General features: G+C 54.7%; 16 protein-coding genes. 13 read left to right on the top strand and 3 right to left on the bottom strand.

The window, feature by feature from the left end; genetic code table 11:
* Positions 1-54: 54 nt before the first annotated feature.
* Positions 55-1,257, bottom strand: a complete 1,203-nt coding sequence (gene ackA, locus ACHH0Z_RS00870; protein ID WP_008502876.1) for an acetate kinase — start codon at positions 1,255-1,257, stop codon at positions 55-57.
* A gap of 337 nt (positions 1,258-1,594) precedes the next feature.
* Here ackA and yfbV point away from each other — a divergent pair, with 337 nt between their 5' ends.
* The 4 genes from yfbV to ACHH0Z_RS00890 all read left to right on the top strand — a co-directional run bounded on the left by yfbV (position 1,595) and on the right by ACHH0Z_RS00890 (position 5,215).
* A complete protein-coding gene (yfbV, locus tag ACHH0Z_RS00875; RefSeq protein WP_045407718.1) occupies positions 1,595-2,050 on the top strand; it encodes a terminus macrodomain insulation protein YfbV in 456 nt (151 codons plus the stop codon).
* Positions 2,051-2,141: 91 nt separating this feature from the next.
* Positions 2,142-2,636 carry a YfbU family protein gene (locus tag ACHH0Z_RS00880; protein ID WP_008502874.1) on the top strand — a complete coding sequence of 165 codons (495 nt, stop codon included), beginning with the start codon at positions 2,142-2,144 and terminating at the stop codon, positions 2,634-2,636.
* Between the two features lie 11 nt (positions 2,637-2,647).
* Entirely contained in the window at positions 2,648-3,307 is a 660-nt protein-coding gene (locus ACHH0Z_RS00885; protein ID WP_021241560.1) for a sugar phosphatase, read from the top strand.
* Positions 3,308-3,382: 75 nt separating this feature from the next.
* The gene (locus ACHH0Z_RS00890; RefSeq protein WP_045407716.1) at positions 3,383-5,215 is read left to right on the top strand and encodes an SLC13 family permease; all 1,833 of its coding nucleotides are present in this window, start codon (positions 3,383-3,385) and stop codon (positions 5,213-5,215) included.
* An 80-nt stretch (positions 5,216-5,295) separates the two neighbouring features.
* Here the strand turns inward: ACHH0Z_RS00890 and yfbR are convergent, their stop codons facing one another.
* Positions 5,296-5,895, bottom strand: coding sequence for a 5'-deoxynucleotidase (yfbR, locus tag ACHH0Z_RS00895; RefSeq protein ID WP_008503531.1), 600 nt, complete (start codon positions 5,893-5,895; stop codon positions 5,296-5,298).
* Between the two features lie 118 nt (positions 5,896-6,013).
* Positions 6,014-7,228 (bottom strand): alanine transaminase AlaA, encoded by a 1,215-nt coding sequence (gene alaA, locus ACHH0Z_RS00900; protein WP_008500204.1) that lies wholly within the window; start codon positions 7,226-7,228, stop codon positions 6,014-6,016.
* A gap of 938 nt (positions 7,229-8,166) precedes the next feature.
* Here alaA and lrhA point away from each other — a divergent pair.
* The 9 genes from lrhA (at position 8,167) to nuoI (ending at position 18,904) form a co-directional block, all read left to right on the top strand.
* On the top strand, positions 8,167-9,105 hold the full coding sequence (gene lrhA, locus ACHH0Z_RS00905; protein ID WP_021241557.1) for a transcriptional regulator LrhA: 939 nt from the start codon (positions 8,167-8,169) through the stop codon (positions 9,103-9,105).
* Between the two features lie 630 nt (positions 9,106-9,735).
* Positions 9,736-10,176: an NADH-quinone oxidoreductase subunit NuoA gene (gene nuoA, locus ACHH0Z_RS00910; protein WP_006176516.1), complete on the top strand. Its 441-nt coding sequence runs from the start codon at positions 9,736-9,738 to the stop codon at positions 10,174-10,176.
* A 15-nt stretch (positions 10,177-10,191) separates the two neighbouring features.
* Positions 10,192-10,866, top strand: coding sequence for an NADH-quinone oxidoreductase subunit NuoB (nuoB, locus tag ACHH0Z_RS00915; protein ID WP_003861482.1), 675 nt, complete (start codon positions 10,192-10,194; stop codon positions 10,864-10,866).
* Between the two features lie 89 nt (positions 10,867-10,955).
* The gene (gene nuoC / locus ACHH0Z_RS00920) at positions 10,956-12,758 is read left to right on the top strand and encodes an NADH-quinone oxidoreductase subunit C/D (protein WP_008500207.1); all 1,803 of its coding nucleotides are present in this window, start codon (positions 10,956-10,958) and stop codon (positions 12,756-12,758) included.
* Between the two features lie 2 nt (positions 12,759-12,760).
* Positions 12,761-13,261, top strand: coding sequence for an NADH-quinone oxidoreductase subunit NuoE (gene nuoE / locus ACHH0Z_RS00925; protein WP_008500208.1), 501 nt, complete (start codon positions 12,761-12,763; stop codon positions 13,259-13,261).
* On the top strand, positions 13,258-14,595 hold the full coding sequence (nuoF, locus tag ACHH0Z_RS00930) for an NADH-quinone oxidoreductase subunit NuoF (RefSeq protein ID WP_008500209.1): 1,338 nt from the start codon (positions 13,258-13,260) through the stop codon (positions 14,593-14,595). Before nuoE ends, nuoF begins: the two co-directional genes overlap by 4 nt.
* Positions 14,596-14,650: 55 nt before the next feature.
* Positions 14,651-17,374: an NADH-quinone oxidoreductase subunit NuoG gene (nuoG, locus tag ACHH0Z_RS00935; RefSeq protein WP_025913145.1), complete on the top strand. Its 2,724-nt coding sequence runs from the start codon at positions 14,651-14,653 to the stop codon at positions 17,372-17,374.
* Positions 17,371-18,348: an NADH-quinone oxidoreductase subunit NuoH gene (nuoH, locus tag ACHH0Z_RS00940; RefSeq protein WP_008500211.1), complete on the top strand. Its 978-nt coding sequence runs from the start codon at positions 17,371-17,373 to the stop codon at positions 18,346-18,348. Before nuoG ends, nuoH begins: the two co-directional genes overlap by 4 nt.
* Before the next feature lie 13 nt (positions 18,349-18,361).
* A complete protein-coding gene (nuoI, locus tag ACHH0Z_RS00945; RefSeq protein ID WP_003861491.1) occupies positions 18,362-18,904 on the top strand; it encodes an NADH-quinone oxidoreductase subunit NuoI in 543 nt (180 codons plus the stop codon).
* Positions 18,905-18,911 lie beyond the last annotated feature (7 nt).

Below are 18,911 nucleotides of genomic sequence, written 5' to 3' on the forward strand. Positions count from 1 at the left end.
CCCAAATCGGGCGGGTTACAAAACAGCACCGCCAGCATTGCTGGCGGTGTGGAATCAGGCAGTCAGGCGGTGCGCGTCTTGCGCGATAACCAGTTCTTCGTTAGTTGGGATAACGAGAGCAGGGCGGGTGCCTTCTTTGTTGATGAAGCCAGACTTGCCGAAGCGGGCAGCCAGGTTACGCTCGTGATCAACGTCGAAGCCCAGAACGCCCAGTTTGCCCAGGGACAGTTCACGAACCATTGCCGCGTTCTCACCGATACCACCGGTGAAGATAACCGCGTCCAGACGGCCTTCCATCAGCGCAGTGTAAGAGCCGATGTATTTCGCCAGACGGTGGCAGTAAACGTCCATTGCACGTTTAGCGTCTTCTTTCTCTGCGTAGTTGTCTTCAACGTAACGGCAGTCGCTGGTGACTTCGGTCAGACCCAGCAGGCCTGACTCTTTGGTCAGCATTTTGTTGATCTGGTCAACGCTCATGCCCAGGGTGTCGTGCAGGTGGAAGATGATCGCCGGGTCGATGTCACCGGAACGGGTACCCATCACCAGACCTTCCAGCGGGGTCAGACCCATGGACGTATCAACACATTTACCGTTGCGGATAGCAGAAACAGAACCACCGTTGCCCAGGTGGCAGGTGATGATGTTCAGTTCTTCAACCGGCTTGTTCAGCACTTTTGCCGCTTCCTGAGTCACATAGAAGTGGCTGGTGCCGTGCGCGCCGTAGCGACGTACGCCGTGCTCTTTGTACAGGCTGTATGGCAGGGCATAGAGGTAAGACTCTTCCGGCATGGTCTGATGGAACGCGGTGTCGAATACGGCCACGTTTTTGTCTTTCAGATTCGGGAAGGATTTCAGCGCTTCAGCGATACCGATCAGGTGAGCCGGGTTGTGCAGCGGTGCGAAAGAGGCAGAGTCTTTGATGCCCTGGATCACAGAGTCGTCGATCACCACGGAGCTGGTGTATTTTTCGCCGCCGTGGACGATACGGTGACCAATCGCAGTCAGCTGAGCAGACAGTTCTGGTTTTTGTGCCAGAATAGTGTTAACGATAAAGTTCAGCGCTTCACTGTGAGCGGCGCCTGCACCTAAAGCCGCTTCTTGTTTGCTGCCGTCCATCTTCCACTTGATACGTGCTTCAGGCAGATGGAAACATTCGGCCAAACCAGAGAGGTATTCGTCACCGTTGAGCGCATCGATGATGGCGAATTTCAGTGAGGAGCTACCGCAGTTCAGAACCAGTACTAACTTACTCGACATGGAAGTACCTATTATTGATACGTGGCTAAAAAAACGTCAGTGAGTCTAACAGCGTAACGCATGATGACCCGGACATTTATGATTAACATCATGCCAAACGAACATTGTGGCATGATGGAAGAAATAACTATGATTTTATGCCATTTTGCACAATTTTCAGCCAATGGCATAATATGCAATAATTTGACGAGCTAATGATTCTCGTCTAAGGCCCTATCAGGCTGGCACAGGATACCCGATACGGGGTAGTGATGACAAAATATTTTGAACGTTGTCATAGCTTGTTGTGGTTTTGCACGAAAATTTTAATTTTTATATGTGAAGTTGAGGTACAGCCATGTCGACACCAGAGAACCCGTCCGTTAATTTCTTTAGCCTGTTTCGTCGGGGACAGCATTACGCAAAGACGTGGCCGATGGAAAAGCGCCTTGCGCCGATGTTTATTGAGAATCGCACCATCCGCGCCACGCGCTATGCGATTCGCTTTATGCCGCCTGTCGCTATCTTTACGCTGTGCTGGCAGATTGCGTTGGGTGGACAGCTTGGTCCTGCCGTTGCCACGGCGCTCTTCGCATTAAGCCTGCCAATGCAGGGCCTGTGGTGGTTAGGTAAACGGTCCATCACGCCACTTCCCCCTTCTATTTTACACTGGTTTTATGAAGTGCGCGGTAAACTGGAAGAGGCCGGGCAGGCGCTCGCCCCGGTGGAAGGCAAGCCGGATTACCAGGCGCTGGCGGACACGTTAAAGCGTGCATTTAAGCAACTGGATAAAACATTCCTCGATGAATTGTGATTGATCATCGAAACGACCAAGAAAAGAGGGCACAGTAACAATCAGTTACCGTGTCTTTTTTTTAAGTGCAATGCGCTACAGGAGTCGAAAGATGGAAATGACCCATGCCCAACGTCTGATTTTGTCTAACCAGTACAAGATGATGACTATGCTTGATCCCGATAACGCTGCGCGCTACAGCCGCCTGCAAACCATCGTCGAACGCGGCTTTGGTCTACAAATGCGCGAACTGGACCGCGAGTTTGGCGAGCTGAAAGAAGAAACCTGTCGCATCGTGATCGACATTATGGAGATGTATCACGCCCTGCATGTGTCCTGGACGAATCTCAAAGATCAGCAGTCCATTGACGAGCGCCGCGTGACCTTCTTAGGTTTTGATGCCGCAACGGAAGCGCGTTATCTGAGCTATGTGCGCTTCATGGTGAATACGGAAGGACGTTATACCCACTTTGACGCGGGCACCCACGGCTTCAACGCGCAGACCCCGATGTGGGATAAATATCAGCGTATGCTGAGCGCGTGGCACGCCTGCCCGCGTCAGTACCATTTAAGCAGCAACGAAATTCAACAAATCATTAATGCCTGACGGAGGTGCGTGTGCAGTGTAGAGGTTTTCTGTTTGATCTGGACGGTACGCTGGTGGACTCGCTGCCGGTTGTGGAACGTTCCTGGTGCCATTGGGCTGACAGACATGGCATCGACCATCAGGACGTGCTGAATTTTATCCATGGCAAACAGGCCATCACCTCGCTACGGCACTTCCTGGCCGGACGCTCTGAGGAGGACATTCAGGCGGAGTTCAAGTACCTGGAACACATTGAAGCCACCGATACGGACGGCATCACCGCGTTACCGGGCGCGCGCGAACTGCTTGAGCATCTGAACGAGGCGCAGATCCCGTGGGCTATTGTCACCTCCGGTTCCGTGCCGGTGGCCCACGCCCGGCACAAGGCTGCAGGGTTGCCGACGCCGGACGTGTTTATCACGGCGGAGCGCGTGAAGCGGGGTAAACCGGAGCCTGACGCATTTTTACTGGGCGCTGAACTGCTGGGCCTGGACCCTGCAGAGTGCGTGGTGGTCGAAGATGCGGCGGCTGGCGTACTGGCCGGGCTGAACGCAGGAAGCCACGTCATCGCCGTTAACGTTCCGGCGGAATCTCCCCGCCTGGACGAGGCAGACCTGGTGCTGGATTCACTGACGGCACTGTCTGTTTCAAAAGCCTCTGACGGAGTTGTAACCGTCTCGCTAAAAATGTAATCCCATGATATGGCCCCACATTGCTGGGGCTTTTTTATGGCAAAATTTCTCATCTTCCACTGACAAGGATAGGTTGTGAACGGTGAACTGATTTGGGTCCTGAGCCTGCTTTTAATCGCCATCATTCTTTTTGCCACGGGCAAGGTTCGCATGGACGCCGTCGCCCTGTTTGTTATCGTCGCATTTGTGCTCAGCGGAACGCTGACGCTGCCGGAAGCCTTCTCCGGATTTAGCGATCCCAACGTTATCCTGATTGCCGCCCTGTTTATCATCGGGGATGGTCTGGTGCGCACCGGCGTAGCGACCATTATGGGGGCGTGGCTGGTAAAAGTGGCGGGCAGCAGCGAAACCAAGATGCTGATCTACCTGATGGTGACCGTCGCCGGGCTGGGGGCGTTTATGAGCTCCACGGGCGTGGTCGCCATCTTTATCCCGGTGGTGTTGAGCGTTTCCATGCGGATGCAGAGCTCGCCGTCGCGCCTGATGATGCCCCTGAGCTTTGCCGGGCTTATCAGCGGCATGATGACCCTGGTGGCCACGCCGCCGAATCTGGTCGTCAACAGCGAACTGATCCGGGAAGGATTTGAGGGCTTTAGCTTTTTCAGCGTCACCCCGCTTGGGCTGGTCATTCTGGTCATGGGCGTGGTCTACATGCTGCTGACCCGTTTTGCCCTGAAAGGTGAAAAACAGGACAAAAATCAAGAAGGATGGAAGCGACGCACCTTCCGCGATCTGATTAAGGAGTACCGCCTTACCGGGCGCGCGCGCCGTCTGGCGATCCGGCCCGGCTCGCCGATGGTGGGGCAGCGGCTGGATGACCTGAAGCTGCGTGAGCGCTATGGCGCGAATGTGATCGGCGTAGAGCGCTGGCGACGGTTTCGCCGGGTGATCGTCAACGTCAACGGGGTGTCGGAATTCCGCGCGCGTGACGTCCTGCTGATTGATATGTCCACCGCGGATGTGGACCTGCGCGAGTTCTGCAGCGAACAGCTGCTGGAGCCGATGGTGCTGCGCGGGGAGTATTTCTCCGATCAGGCGCTGGATGTCGGCATGGCCGAGGTGTCACTGATCCCGGAGTCGGAACTGCTGGGTAAAACCGTGCGGGAGATGGGGTTCCGCACCCGCTACGGCCTGAACGTCGTGGGGCTGAAGCGCGATGGCGTGGCGATGGAAGGGGCGGTGGTGGATGAGCCGATCCTGCTGGGCGATATTTTTCTCGTCGTCGGTAACTGGAAGCTGATTAGCCAGCTCGGGCAAAAAGGGCGTGATTTTGTGGTGCTCAACATGCCCGTTGAGGAGAGCGACGCCTCCCCGGCCCACAGCCAGGCGCCCCATGCGATTTTTTGCCTGGTATTGATGGTGGCGCTGATGCTGACCGATGAGATCCCCAATCCGGTCGCCGCAATCATCGCCTGCCTGTTGATGGGTAAATTCCGCTGCATTGACGCCGAAAGCGCCTATAAGGCCATTCACTGGCCGAGCATCATTCTCATTGTCGGGATGATGCCCTTCGCCCTGGCGCTGCAAAAAACCGGCGGGGTAGACCTGATCGTTAAAGGCTTAATGGACGTGGGCGGAGGGTATGGGCCGTACATGATGATGGTCTGCCTGTTTATCATGTGCGCCACCATCGGCCTGTTTATCTCGAACACCGCGACGGCGGTACTGATGGCACCTATCGCCCTGGCGATGGCGAAGTCCATGGGCGTATCGCCGTATCCGTTTGCGATGATGGTGGCGATGGCCGCTTCCGCGGCATTTATGACGCCGGTCTCTTCACCGGTAAACACGCTGGTGCTGGGACCGGGGAACTATCGATTCAGCGATTTCGTGAAGCTGGGCGTGCCGTTCACCGTGCTGGTGATGGTGGTGTGCGTGGTATTGATACCGGTACTGTTTCCGTTCTGAGCATTTTGCCGGGTGGCGGCTGCGCCTTACCCGGCCTACAAGCCCGTAGGCCCTGTTAGCGCAGCGCCGCTGGGCGAAAATCAGAGGGGAGAATCCTGGCTAATCTCATCCAGCGATAAATGGAAGCTCGGTACAAACACCTGCATAAAGTAATCCATCTCTTCGCTGCGGCGGGATTCCAGCGTTTTTTCCAGGCGCGTTTTCGCCAGCAAGAATTCATTATTCCCTGCGGACAACTCTTCGAGACACTTCAGATAGGCACACAGCGCGTCGGCCTGTTTGACCAGCGACTTTTCATCTTCCGTGTACTGATGCTCGTTGATAAGCGGCTCGAAGATATCACGCAGTTCTTCGGGCACCATCTCAATCAGCTTCTGCTGGGCAATTTTCTCAATGGCCTTATATTCCTGCGCAATTTGCGAGTTGAAATATTTCACCGGCGTAGGCAGGTCGCCGGTGAGCACTTCTGACGCATCGTGGTACATCGCCAGCAGGGCGATGCGCTCTGGATTGACCTGACCGTTGAATTTGCGGTTTTTAATGGCGGCAAGCGCGTGAGCGACCATCGCAACCTGCAGGCTGTGCTCTGACACATTTTCCGTGCGGACATTGCGCATCAGCGGCCAGCGGTTGATGAGTTTCAGGCGGGAGAGGTGGGCAAAGAAATGACTCTGACTCATAGGTTACCTTTTGTCTTCACTGCGACAGGCGTTCATTGTGCGGGGAGGGGAGGCAAGATGCAAATTTGCGGGTTTTGCAGGCCGGGTGAGCGCAGCGCCACCCGGCAGAAAGGCAACGTTACTGATGGTATCCGGAGAGGAAGCGGCCGAAACGGCTGATGGCCATTTCCAGGTCATCTTCGCGCGGCAGCGTCACGATACGCACGTGATCCGGCCACGGCCAGTTAAACGCCGTGCCCTGGACCAGCAGCACTTTTTCCTGCAGCAGGAAATCGAGCACCATTTTCTGGTCGTCGTGGATATTGAAACGCTTTGCGTCAATTTTCGGGAACATATAGAGCGCCCCGTTCGGCTTCACGCAGGAGACGCCCGGAATATCGTTAATCAGCTCCCACGCGCGGTTACGCTGTTCGTACAGGCGTCCACCGGGCACGATAAACTCGCTGATGCTCTGATAGCCGCCGAGCGCGGTCTGGATCGCGTGCTGCGCCGGCACGTTGGCGCATAAACGCATGGAGGCCAGCATCTCCAGCCCTTCAATATAACCTTTGGCGTGCTTTTTCGGACCGTTTAACACCATCCAGCCCTGGCGGAAACCAGCCACGCGGTAGGTTTTGGACAGGCCGTTAAAGGTGACGGTCAGCAGGTCCGGGGCCAGCGCGGCGATGGAATGGTGCTGCGCCGCGTCGTAGAGGATCTTGTCGTAAATTTCGTCTGCAAAGATGATCAGGTTGTGCTGGCGGGCCAGCTCGACGATCTCCATCAGCAGCTCTTTTGAGTAAACCGCGCCCGTCGGGTTGTTGGGGTTAATAATGACGATACCGCGCGTGCGGGGCGTAATTTTTGCGCGTATATCATCCAGGTCCGGGAACCAGTCGGAGGATTCGTCGCACAGATAATGCACTGCTTTACCGCTGGACAGTGATACGGCAGCCGTCCACAGCGGATAGTCCGGCGCGGGTACCAGCATTTCGTCCCCGCTGTTCAGCAGGGCCTGCATTGCCTGCACAATCAGTTCGGAGACGCCGTTGCCGATATAGATATCTTCAACGGTAACATCACGCATACCGCGTGCCTGGTAGTGCTGCATAATGGCTTTACGTGCGGAGTAAAGTCCTTTTGAATCGCAATAGCCTTGTGCAGTCGGAAGGTTGCGGATCACATCAACCAGAATTTCATCCGGCGCTTCAAAACCAAATGGCGCAGGGTTACCAATGTTGAGTTTCAGAACCTTGTTGCCTTCTTCTTCAAGGCGTTTTGCCTCTTTCAGAACCGGGCCGCGGATGTCATAACAGACGTTATCTAGCTTGCTGGATTTTTCGATAGGGGACATGAACCTTTAACCTTTTCGCTATTATTGCCGCTCCCTGCCGTGGAAGTCAGCACGGAATAATGTACTCCCCCCTCGCTTCGTTTTGAAGGGTGTGCAGGAGAAGATTTTGTGCCCGGAGCAAATTATTGATGAATCTTTTTCGCTGCGCGTACACTTTTTCACTGTCTTAAAGTTGCGCGCTTAGCGAGAGGTTAGGTTAAATGTGCTATCCATTTGCCAAAATACTGTATAATGTGCTGTTAAAAATAAGTGGTAAGCTGGACAGAGGTGGCAATCACCCTGAGTGACTTTTCGTAAAACCTGAATGCTTGATGCCTGTTTCTGTAATAGCATACTGTGGATAAAAGTTACTCATGTGAAATTAATGTTAAGTGCCATTAATGAATAGTCTTAATCTAAATTAAAATTTATTTATTATTAACCTATAAAATGCAACTTTAGTTAATTTTAATAAAATTAGTTTAGAAGCTTAACATTCTTCTTTAATCCTTAATATTGCAATAAGACTTATAAATAAAGTGGATTTGGGTTAAGATGTCTTCAAGGAAAGCAGAGGACAGATGCACGTTTTTTGTATATCTGACACTGGTTTTCTGAATTAATTGATTGTTATTGTTAGAGTTATCTCTGGCTGGAATGTGTCGCACATCTCCTGCTACGTTGACAGCGCTGCGATACAGATGGCAGAAAAGGTGTTATACCTTTAATGTAATTTACATAAACCTGCGAACATCTAAATATCCTGAACGTTTAAGAGAATAAAAATAACGTCATGAAACGTGCTTTCTGACTGTTGATATAAAGCAGCACAATAACTATCTGTCAGGCAGTCTGCCGGGCCGGGATGCGAGGGAAAATCTTCAGAGGGAATTGCTTAACTGTACACACACAGCTTCAACCCGGGCAGCTCCGCACGAGCAACCTGAAAGTGAATAGATATGATAAATGCAAATCGTCCGATAATGAATCTCGACCTCGATCTGCTGAGAACGTTTGTTGCGGTCGCCGATCTCAACACTTTTGCAGCAGCTGCTGCCGCCGTTTGCCGAACTCAGTCCGCCGTCAGCCAGCAAATGCAGCGGCTGGAGCAACTGGTTGGTAAAGAGCTATTTGCCCGCCACGGGCGTAATAAGCTCTTAACGGAACACGGTATTCAGCTTCTGGGTTATGCCAGGAAAATTCTTCGCTTTAATGATGAAGCATGTATGTCATTAATGTTTAGCAACCTTCAGGGCGTGCTAACGTTAGGTGCATCTGATGAGTCGGCGGATACTATATTGCCGTTTCTTCTCAATCGCATCAGTTCGGTTTATCCGAAGCTTGCGCTGGACGTTAGCGTAAAGCGTAATGCTTTTATGGTTGAGATGTTAAATGAGAATAAAGTCGACCTGGTGGTCACCACGCATCGTCCCGGGCAGTTTGATTGCCTGACGCTGCGTACATCACCTACGCACTGGTATTGCGCGGCCGAATACGTGCTGCAAAAAGGCGAGCCGGTGCCGCTGGTGTTACTGGATGACCCGAGCCCGTTCCGCGATATGGTGCTGACGGCGCTGAATGAGGCCAATATTCCGTGGCGTCTGGCGTATGTGGCGTCGACGCTGCCAGCGGTGCGTGCCGCCGTGAAAGCCGGTCTAGGTGTCACCGCCCGCCCGGTAGAAATGATGAGCCCCGATCTGCGCGTTCTGGGAAAATCTGATGGCCTGCCTGCGCTGCCGGATACGGAATATCTGCTCTGCCACAATTCGTCCAGCCATAACGAGCTGGCAAAGGTGGTGTTCGAGGCGATGGAAAACTACCATAACCCGTGGCAGTTCGAGCGCGTTACCTCCGAAGGGGGGGATGATTCCCTGATCGTTGAAGGGGATTTTGAGTGATCGCCCGCTCAAAATTCTGGTAACAAAATGTAAGTGTAAAAAAAAGCCACTCGTGTGATTTTCACATGCAGTGGCTTTTTTTTAGCAATAATACCCGCGTATGCCGCGTGGATTTCCGGGATACCCTCTATTTATCAATAAGCTAAATGCTTTTGATTAAAACTCATCCGTTTTCCGTTCTAACTTCATCCATATCCCCCCTATGTTAAAAAAACAGGAAATATGTTGCCGTTTTCCAGGTTGAATTAACAAAAGCGTGTCGCAGATCAAGAAAATACTCCTATTTGGGGGGAGGAATCGTTGGCAAATCCTGTCAAAATAGGAGGGTTATTTTTTTTACTTCCGAAACGGACACGATTCAACAACATACATTTGACGGAAAGTCATGTACCCACCAGGGTTAAAGGGCACCAAATGTTAATGAGAATCGCTCGATGTAATTTAATGTGAAGAAACCTTTGTTAAAGTTGACAATAGGTTATAGAAAGGAGTAAAAAACCCCATCATTTTGCTGTCTACGTCTCATTTCTGACAGTTAGTGTAAGGTTATTTGTTCCTCCCCATGAATCGATGTGATGCCCATCTGCCAGCAAGAGCAGTGTCGTTGGTATCACTTTTGATGAGTAAGCAATGAGTATGTCAACATCCACAGAAGTCATCGCTCATCACTGGGCATTCGCAATCTTTCTTATTGTAGCCATTGGCCTGTGCTGCCTGATGTTAGTCGGCGGCTGGTTCCTGGGCGGTCGCGCCCGTGCAAGGCACAAAAACACACCTTTCGAATCAGGTATTGATTCAGTAGGTACCGCTCGCTTACGCCTGTCTGCCAAGTTCTACCTGGTAGCCATGTTCTTCGTCATCTTCGACGTGGAAGCGCTTTACCTCTTCGCGTGGTCTACCTCCATTCGCGAAAGTGGTTGGGTGGGCTTTGTCGAGGCCGCAATTTTCATTTTAGTGTTACTGGCCGGTCTGGTTTATCTGGTGCGTATTGGCGCGCTTGACTGGACGCCTGCGCGTTCACGTCGTGAACACATCAACCCGGAAAACAGTATCTCTAATCGTCAGCAGTAACAGCGAGGCAATAAGATGGATTATACGCTCACCCGCATAGATCCTAACGGTGAGAATGACCGTTACCCCCTGCAAAAACAGGAGATCGTAACCGACCCCCTGGAGCAAGAAGTCAATAAAAGCGTGTACATGGGCAAACTCGAACATGCCATGCACGATATGGTCAACTGGGGTCGTAAGAACTCCATCTGGCCTTACAACTTTGGCCTTTCTTGCTGCTACGTTGAAATGGTGACGTCATTCACTGCGGTGCATGACGTTGCGCGTTTTGGGGCAGAGGTACTGCGTGCTTCCCCACGTCAGGCTGACCTGATGGTGGTGGCCGGTACCTGCTTTACCAAGATGGCACCTGTTATTCAGCGTCTTTATGACCAGATGCTGGAGCCAAAATGGGTTATCTCCATGGGCGCATGTGCTAACTCTGGCGGTATGTACGACATCTATTCCGTCGTACAGGGCGTAGATAAATTTATCCCAGTGGATGTGTACATCCCGGGTTGTCCGCCTCGTCCGGAAGCCTACATGCAGGCGCTGATGCTGCTGCAGGAGTCCATCGGTAAAGAACGTCGCCCACTGTCGTGGGTCGTTGGCGATCAGGGTGTGTATCGCGCGAACATGCAGTCTGAGCGCGAGCGTAAACGTGGTGAACGTATTGCCGTCACCAATCTGCGTACGCCTGACGAAATTTAATTTGCGCCTGTAGGCCTGGAGAACACCTTCGCATATCACTACTCAAATAGCGCGAAGCCAGGCTCAACAGTCACCACGGACCATTTGCAATGGTGAACAATATGACCGACTTAACCGCGCAAGAAGCCGCCTGGCAGACCCGGGATCATCTGGATGACCCAGTCATTGGCGAACTGCGCAACCGTTTTGGGCCGGATGCCTTTACTGTTCAGGCTACCCGCACCGGGGTACCCGTTGTTTGGGTGAAGCGTGAACAATTGCTGGAAGTTGTCGATTTCCTCAAGAAATTGCCAAAACCATACGTCATGCTGTTTGACTTACACGGCATGGATGAACGTCTCAGAACGCACCGCCAGGGTCTCCCTGCTGCGGATTTTTCCGTTTTCTACCACCTGATCTCAATAGACCGTAATACGGATATCATGCTCAAGGTGGCATTGTCTGAAAACGACATGCATCTGCCGACGATCACCAAACTTTTCCCGAACGCCAACTGGTACGAGCGTGAAACCTGGGAAATGTTCGGGATGACCTTCGACGGTCACCCACACCTGACGCGCATCATGATGCCGCAGACCTGGACCGGCCACCCGCTGCGTAAAGACTACCCGGCACGTGCTACCGAATTCGATCCGTTTGAGCTGACCAAAGCCAAGCAGGATCTGGAGATGGAAGCGCTGACCTTCAAACCGGAAGACTGGGGCATGAAGCGCGGTACCGACAACGAGGACTTCATGTTCCTCAACCTCGGTCCGAACCACCCGTCTGCGCACGGTGCTTTCCGTATTATTCTTCAGCTCGACGGCGAAGAGATTGTCGACTGCGTGCCAGACATCGGCTACCACCACCGTGGTGCTGAAAAGATGGGCGAGCGTCAGTCCTGGCACAGCTACATTCCGTATACTGACCGTATCGAGTACCTCGGCGGCTGCGTCAACGAAATGCCATACGTGCTGGCCGTTGAGAAACTGGCAGGCATTACCGTGCCGGATCGCGTTAACGTGATTCGCGTCATGCTGTCAGAACTGTTCCGTATCAACAGCCACCTGCTGTACATCTCCACGTTCATTCAGGACGTCGGCGCAATGACCCCGGTCTTCTTCGCCTTTACCGATCGTCAGAAAATCTACGATCTGGTAGAAGCCATTACCGGTTTCCGTATGCACCCGGCTTGGTTCCGTATCGGCGGTGTGGCACACGATCTGCCGCGCGGCTGGGACCGTCTGCTGCGTGAATTCCTCGACTGGATGCCGAAACGTCTGGCCTCTTACGAGAAAGCCGCGCTGCGTAACACCATCCTGAAAGGGCGTTCCCAGGGCGTTGCTGCCTATGGCGCCAAAGAGGCGCTGGAGTGGGGGACAACAGGTGCAGGTCTGCGCGCGACCGGTATTGATTTCGACGTGCGTAAAGCCCGTCCTTACTCTGGCTACGAGAACTTCGACTTTGAAGTCCCGGTGGGCGGCGGCGTTTCCGACTGCTACACCCGCGTGATGCTGAAAGTGGAAGAGCTGCGCCAGAGTCTGCGCATCCTTGAGCAGTGCCTCAACAACATGCCGGAAGGCCCGTTCAAGGCGGATCACCCGCTGACCACGCCGCCACCGAAAGAGCGCACGCTGCAACATATCGAAACCCTGATCACCCACTTCCTGCAGGTTTCCTGGGGCCCGGTCATGCCGGCACAAGAATCCTTCCAGATGATTGAAGCGACCAAGGGTATTAACAGTTACTACCTGACCAGTGACGGCAGCACAATGAGCTACCGTACCCGCGTGCGTACGCCGAGCTTTGCGCACCTGCAGCAGATCCCGTCCGCCATCCGCGGCAGTCTGGTCTCCGACCTGATTGTGTATCTGGGTAGTATCGATTTTGTTATGTCAGATGTGGACCGCTAATTATGCACGAGAATCAACAACCACAAACCGAGGCTTTTGAGCTGAGTGAAGCAGAGCGTGCCGCCATTGAGCACGAGATGCACCACTACGAAGACCCGCGTGCGGCGTCCATTGAAGCGCTGAAAATCGTACAGAAACAGCGTGGTTGGGTGCCGGACGGGGCGATCTATGCGATCGCGAAAGTGCTGGGTATTCCGGCAAGTGACGTAGAAGGCGTAGCCACGTTCTACAGCCAGATCTTCCGTCAGCCGGTAGGCCGCCATGTGATCCGCTACTGTGACAGCGTGGTCTGCCACATCACCGGTTATCAGGGCATTCAGGCTGCGATTGAGAAGAAGCTCAATATCAAGCCGGGCCAGACCACGTTCGATGGGCGCTTTACTCTGCTGCCAACCTGCTGCCTGGGTAACTGCGACAAGGGGCCGACCATGATGATTGATGAGGACACTCACAGCCATCTGACGCCGGAAGCGATTCCTGACCTGCTGGAGCAGTACAAATGAAAACTGTAATTCGTACTGCTGAGACGCATCCACTGACCTGGCGTCTGCGTGATGACAAACAGCCGGTATGGCTCGACGAATATCAGAGCAAAAACGGCTATGCCGGTGCGCGTAAAGCCCTTGGCGGCATGGCGCCGGACGACATCGTTAACGCGGTAAAAGAGTCTGGCCTGAAAGGCCGCGGCGGCGCGGGCTTCTCCACCGGTCTGAAGTGGAGCCTGATGCCAAAAGACGAATCCATGAACATCCGTTACCTGCTGTGTAACGCCGATGAAATGGAGCCGGGTACCTATAAAGACCGCCTGCTGATGGAGCAGCTGCCGCACCTGCTGGTGGAAGGCATGCTGATCTCCGCGTTCGCGCTGAAAGCGTACCGTGGCTACATCTTCCTGCGCGGTGAGTACATCGAAGCGGCAGAAAACCTGCGTCGCGCGATTGCCGAAGCCACCGAAGCGGGCCTGCTGGGCAAAAACATTCTGGGCACCGGGTTTGACTTCGAACTGTTCGTGCACACCGGTGCCGGGCGTTATATCTGCGGTGAAGAGACCGCGCTGATTAACTCCCTGGAAGGCCGCCGTGCGAACCCGCGTTCCAAGCCACCGTTCCCGGCAAGCTCCGGCGTGTGGGGTAAACCGACCTGTGTGAACAACGTCGAAACCCTGTGCAACGTTCCGGCTATCCTCGCGAACGGCGTGGAGTGGTATCAGGGCATCTCTTCAAGCAAAGATGCCGGTACCAAGCTGATGGGCTTCTCCGGTCGCGTGAAAAATCCTGGCGTCTGGGAACTGCCGTTCGGTACCACCGCACGTGAAATTCTTGAAGACTACGCGGGCGGCATGCGCGATGGCCTGAAATTCAAAGCCTGGCAGCCGGGTGGGGCAGGGACAGACTTCCTGACCGAAGCCCACCTTGACCTGCCGATGGAATTCGAAAGCATTGGTAAAGCAGGCAGCCGTCTGGGTACGGCGCTGGCGATGGCCGTCGACCACGAGATCGGCATGGTCTCGCTGGTGCGTAACCTGGAAGAGTTCTTCGCCCGTGAGTCCTGCGGCTGGTGCACACCGTGCCGTGATGGTCTGCCGTGGAGCGTGAAGATCCTGCGTGCAATCGAACGTGGCGAAGGCCAGCCTGGCGATATCGAGACACTTGAGCAACTGTGTCGATTCTTAGGCCCGGGTAAAACCTTCTGTGCCCACGCACCGGGTGCCGTCGAACCTCTGCAGAGCGCGATCAAATATTTCCGCGACGAGTTCGAAGCAGGCATCAAGCAGCCGTTCAGCAATACCCATGCGATTAATGGGATTCAGCCGAACCTGCTTAAAGCGCGCTGGTAACGACAAGAATTTTGATTAACGCTCGGTTTCGACCGAGCCAACTGGAAGCATGCTAATGGCTACGATTCATGTAGACGGCAAAGAATACGAAGTCAACGGGGCGGACAACCTGCTGGAAGCTTGTCTGTCTCTTGGCCTCGATATTCCGTACTTTTGCTGGCATCCGGCGCTGGGCAGCGTCGGTGCTTGCCGCCAGTGTGCGGTGAAGCAATATCAAAACGCGGAAGACACGCGTGGTCGCCTGGTGATGTCCTGTATGACGCCAGCCACCGAAGGCACCTTTATTTCGATTGATGACGAAGAAGCGAAACAGTTCCGTGAAAGCGTTGTGGAATGGTTGATGACCAACCACCCGCACGACTGTCCGGTCTGTGAAGAGGGCGGTAACTGCCACCTTCAGGATATGACCGTGATGACCGGTCACAGCTTCCGTCGCTATCGCTTTACCAAGCGTACCCACCGTAACCAGGATCTGGGGCCGTTCATCTCTCACGAAATGAACCGCTGCATCGCCTGCTACCGCTGCGTGCGTTACTACAAAGACTATGCAGACGGTCAGGATCTGGGCGTGTATGGCGCGCATGACAACGTCTACTTCGGTCGTCCGGAAGACGGCGTACTGGAAAGCGAATTCTCCGGTAACCTGGTAGAAATCTGCCCGACCGGCGTCTTCACCGATAAAACCCACTCCGAGCGTTACAACCGTAAATGGGACATGCAGTTTGCGCCAAGCATCTGCCAGCAATGTTCTCTCGGCTGTAACACCAGCCCGGGTGAGCGCTACGGCGAACTGCGTCGTATCGAAAACCGCTACAACGGTACCGTTAACCACTACTTCCTGTGCGACCGCGGTCGTTTCGGCTATGGCTATGTGAACCTGAAGGACCGTCCGCGTCAGCCGGTTCAGCGCCGTGGCGACGACTTCATTACCCTGAACGCTGAACAGGCGATGCAGGGCGCGGCAGATATTCTGCGCCAGTCGAAGAAAGTGATTGGTATCGGCTCCCCGCGTGCCAGCATCGAAAGCAACTTCGCGCTGCGCGAGCTGGTCGGGGCGGAAAACTTCTATACCGGCATCGCCCAGGGCGAGCAGGAACGTCTGCAGCTGGTACTGAAAGTGCTGCGTGAAGGCGGTATCCATACCCCTGCGCTGCGCGAAATTGAATCCTATGATGCGGTTCTGGTGCTGGGTGAAGACCTGACGCAGACCGGCGCACGCGCGGCTCTGGCGGTTCGTCAGGCGGTGAAGGGGAAAGCACGTGAAATGGCAGCGGCGCAAAAAGTGGCTGACTGGCAGATTGCGGCGATCCTGAACATCGGCCAGCGCGCGAAGCATCCTCTGTTTGTGACCAACGTCGACAATACCCGTCTGGACGATATCGCGGCGTGGACCTACTGCGCACCGGTTGAAGATCAGGCGCGCCTCGGCTTTGCCATTGCCCACGCGCTGGACAACAACTCACCGGCCGTTGAGCTGGATCGCGACCTGCAAAACAAGGTTGACGTGATTGTTCAGGCCCTGGCCGGTGCGAAGAAACCGCTGATTATTTCCGGTACCAACGCCGGTAGCGCAGAGATCATTCAGGCAGCAGCCAACGTGGCTAAAGCTCTGAAAGGCCGCGGTGCTGACGTTGGCGTGACCATGATTGCCCGTGCGGTGAACAGCATCGGTCTGGGCATGATTGGCGGCGGCTCGCTGGAAGCTGCGTTAAGCGAACTGGAATCCGGTGCCGCTGACGCCGTGGTGGTGCTGGAAAACGACCTGCATCGTCATGCGTCTGCCGCTCGCGTTGACGCCGCGCTCTCCAAAGCGCCGCTGGTGATGGTGATTGACCATCAGCGCACCGCGATTATGGACAAAGCGCACCTGGTGCTCTCTGCGGCAAGCTTCGCAGAAAGCGACGGTACCGTTATCAACAACGAAGGCCGCGCACAGCGTTTCTTCCAGGTTTATGACCCGGCGTACTACGACAGCAACACCGTGATGCTGGAAAGCTGGCGCTGGCTGCACTCCCTGCACAGCACCGTGCAGAGCCGTGAAGTGGACTGGACGCAGCTCGACCACGTTATCGATGCGGTAGTCGAAAAACTGCCTCAGCTGGCGGGCATTAAAGATGCCGCGCCTGAAGCGAGCTTCCGTATTCGCGGCCAGAAACTGGCGCGTGAACCGCACCGTTACAGCGGCCGTACCGCAATGCGCGCCAATATCAGCGTGCACGAACCGCGCCAGCCGCAGGATAAAGACACCATGTTCGCCTTCTCCATGGAAGGGAACAACCAGCCGTCTGCGCCGCGTTCGCAAATCCCGTTCGCATGGGCACCGGGCTGGAACTCCCCGCAGGCATGGAACAAGTTCCAGGCTGAAGTGGGCGGCTCCCTGCGCCACGGCGATCCGGGCGTGCGTCTGATTGAAGCCTCCGAAACCGGTCTGGACTTCTTCACCACCGTACCGGCGAGTTTCCAGGCGCAGGACGGTAGCTGGCGTATTGCCCCGTACTACCACCTGTTCGGTAGCGACGAGCTGTCCCAGCGTTCACCGGTCTTCCAGACCCGCATGCCGCAGCCGTACATCAAGCTCAACCCGGCGGACGCCGCGAAGCTTGGCGTTAACGCGGGCGCGAACATTGCCTTTAGCTATGACGGCCAGACCATCAGCCTGCCGCTGATTATTTCTGAAAGTCTGACAGCAGGGCAGGTCGGTCTGCCGATGGGTATGCCTGGCATCGCGCCGGTTCTGGCGGGTGCGCGTCTTGATAATCTGCAGGAGGCAAAAGCATGAGTTGGTTAACGCCGGATCTTATCGACATCCTGCTGAGCATTCTGAAAGCGATTGTTATCCTGCTGGTGGTGGTCACCTGCGGCGCGTTCATGAGCTTTGGTGAACGTCGTCTGCTCGGTCTGTTCCAGAACCGTTACGGACCGAACCGCGTGGGCTGGGGTGGTTCACTCCAGCTGGTCGCGGACATGATCAAGATGTTCTTTAAAGAGGACTGGATCCCGCGCTTCTCGGATCGCGTGATCTTTACTCTGGCACCGATGATCGCCTTCACCTCGCTGCTGCTGGCGTTTGCTATCGTTCCGGTCAGCCCGACCTGGGTGGTCGCTGACCTGAACATCGGCATTCTGTTCTTCCTGATGATGGCAGGTCTCGCGGTTTACGCGGTCCTGTTCGCAGGCTGGTCCAGTAACAACAAATACTCGCTGCTGGGTGCGATGCGTGCGTCTGCGCAGACGCTGAGCTACGAAGTGTTCCTGGGTCTCTCCCTGATGGGCGTAGTGGCGCAGGCCGGTTCATTCAACATGACCGACATCGTCAACAACCAGGCCGACATCTGGAACGTGATTCCGCAGTTCTTTGGGTTTATTACCTTTGCCATCGCGGGCGTGGCGGTGTGTCACCGTCACCCGTTTGACCAGCCAGAAGCCGAACAGGAACTGGCCGACGGTTACCACATCGAATATTCCGGTATGAAATTCGGTCTGTTCTTCGTGGGCGAGTACATCGGTATCGTCACCATTTCCGCGTTGATGGTAACGCTGTTCTTCGGTGGCTGGCATGGCCCGTTCTTACCGCCGTTCATCTGGTTCGCGCTGAAAACCGCGTTCTTCATGATGATGTTCATTTTGATTCGCGCAGCGTTACCGCGTCCGCGTTATGACCAGGTAATGTCCTTCGGCTGGAAAGTGTGCCTGCCGCTGACGCTCGTCAACTTGTTGGTAACGGCCGCTGTCATTCTCTGGCAGCAGCCATAAGGGGCAATAGACCATGACCTTAAAAGAATTACTGGTAGGCTTCGGTACCCAGGTACGCAGTATCTGGATGATCGGCCTGCACGCGTTTGCCAAACGCGAAACCCGGATGTACCCGGAAGAGCCGGTATATCTGCCGCCGCGCTACCGTGGCCGTATCGTGCTGACGCGCGACCCGGACGGTTCCGAGCGCTGCGTTGCCTGTAACCTGTGTGCGGTAGCGTGCCCGGTTGGCTGTATCTCTCTGCAGAAAGCCGAGACGGTAGACGGCCGCTGGTACCCTGAGTTCTTCCGCATCAACTTCTCACGCTGCATTTTCTGCGGTCTGTGTGAAGAAGCGTGCCCAACCACGGCGATTCAGCTCACCCCAGACTTCGAATTGGGTGAGTACAAGCGTCAGGACCTGGTGTACGAGAAAGAGGATCTGCTGATTTCCGGTCCGGGCAAATACCCGGAATATAACTTCTACCGGATGGCGGGTATGGCAATCGACGGCAAAGATAAGGGCGAAGCGGAGAACGAAGCCAAGCCTATCGACGTCAAGAGCCTGTTACCGTAAGGAGAGG

The sequence above is a fragment of the Enterobacter cloacae complex sp. 2024EL-00227 genome (assembly GCF_043945315.1).
In the GTDB taxonomy this organism is placed as follows: Bacteria; Pseudomonadota; Gammaproteobacteria; order Enterobacterales; family Enterobacteriaceae; genus Enterobacter; species Enterobacter roggenkampii.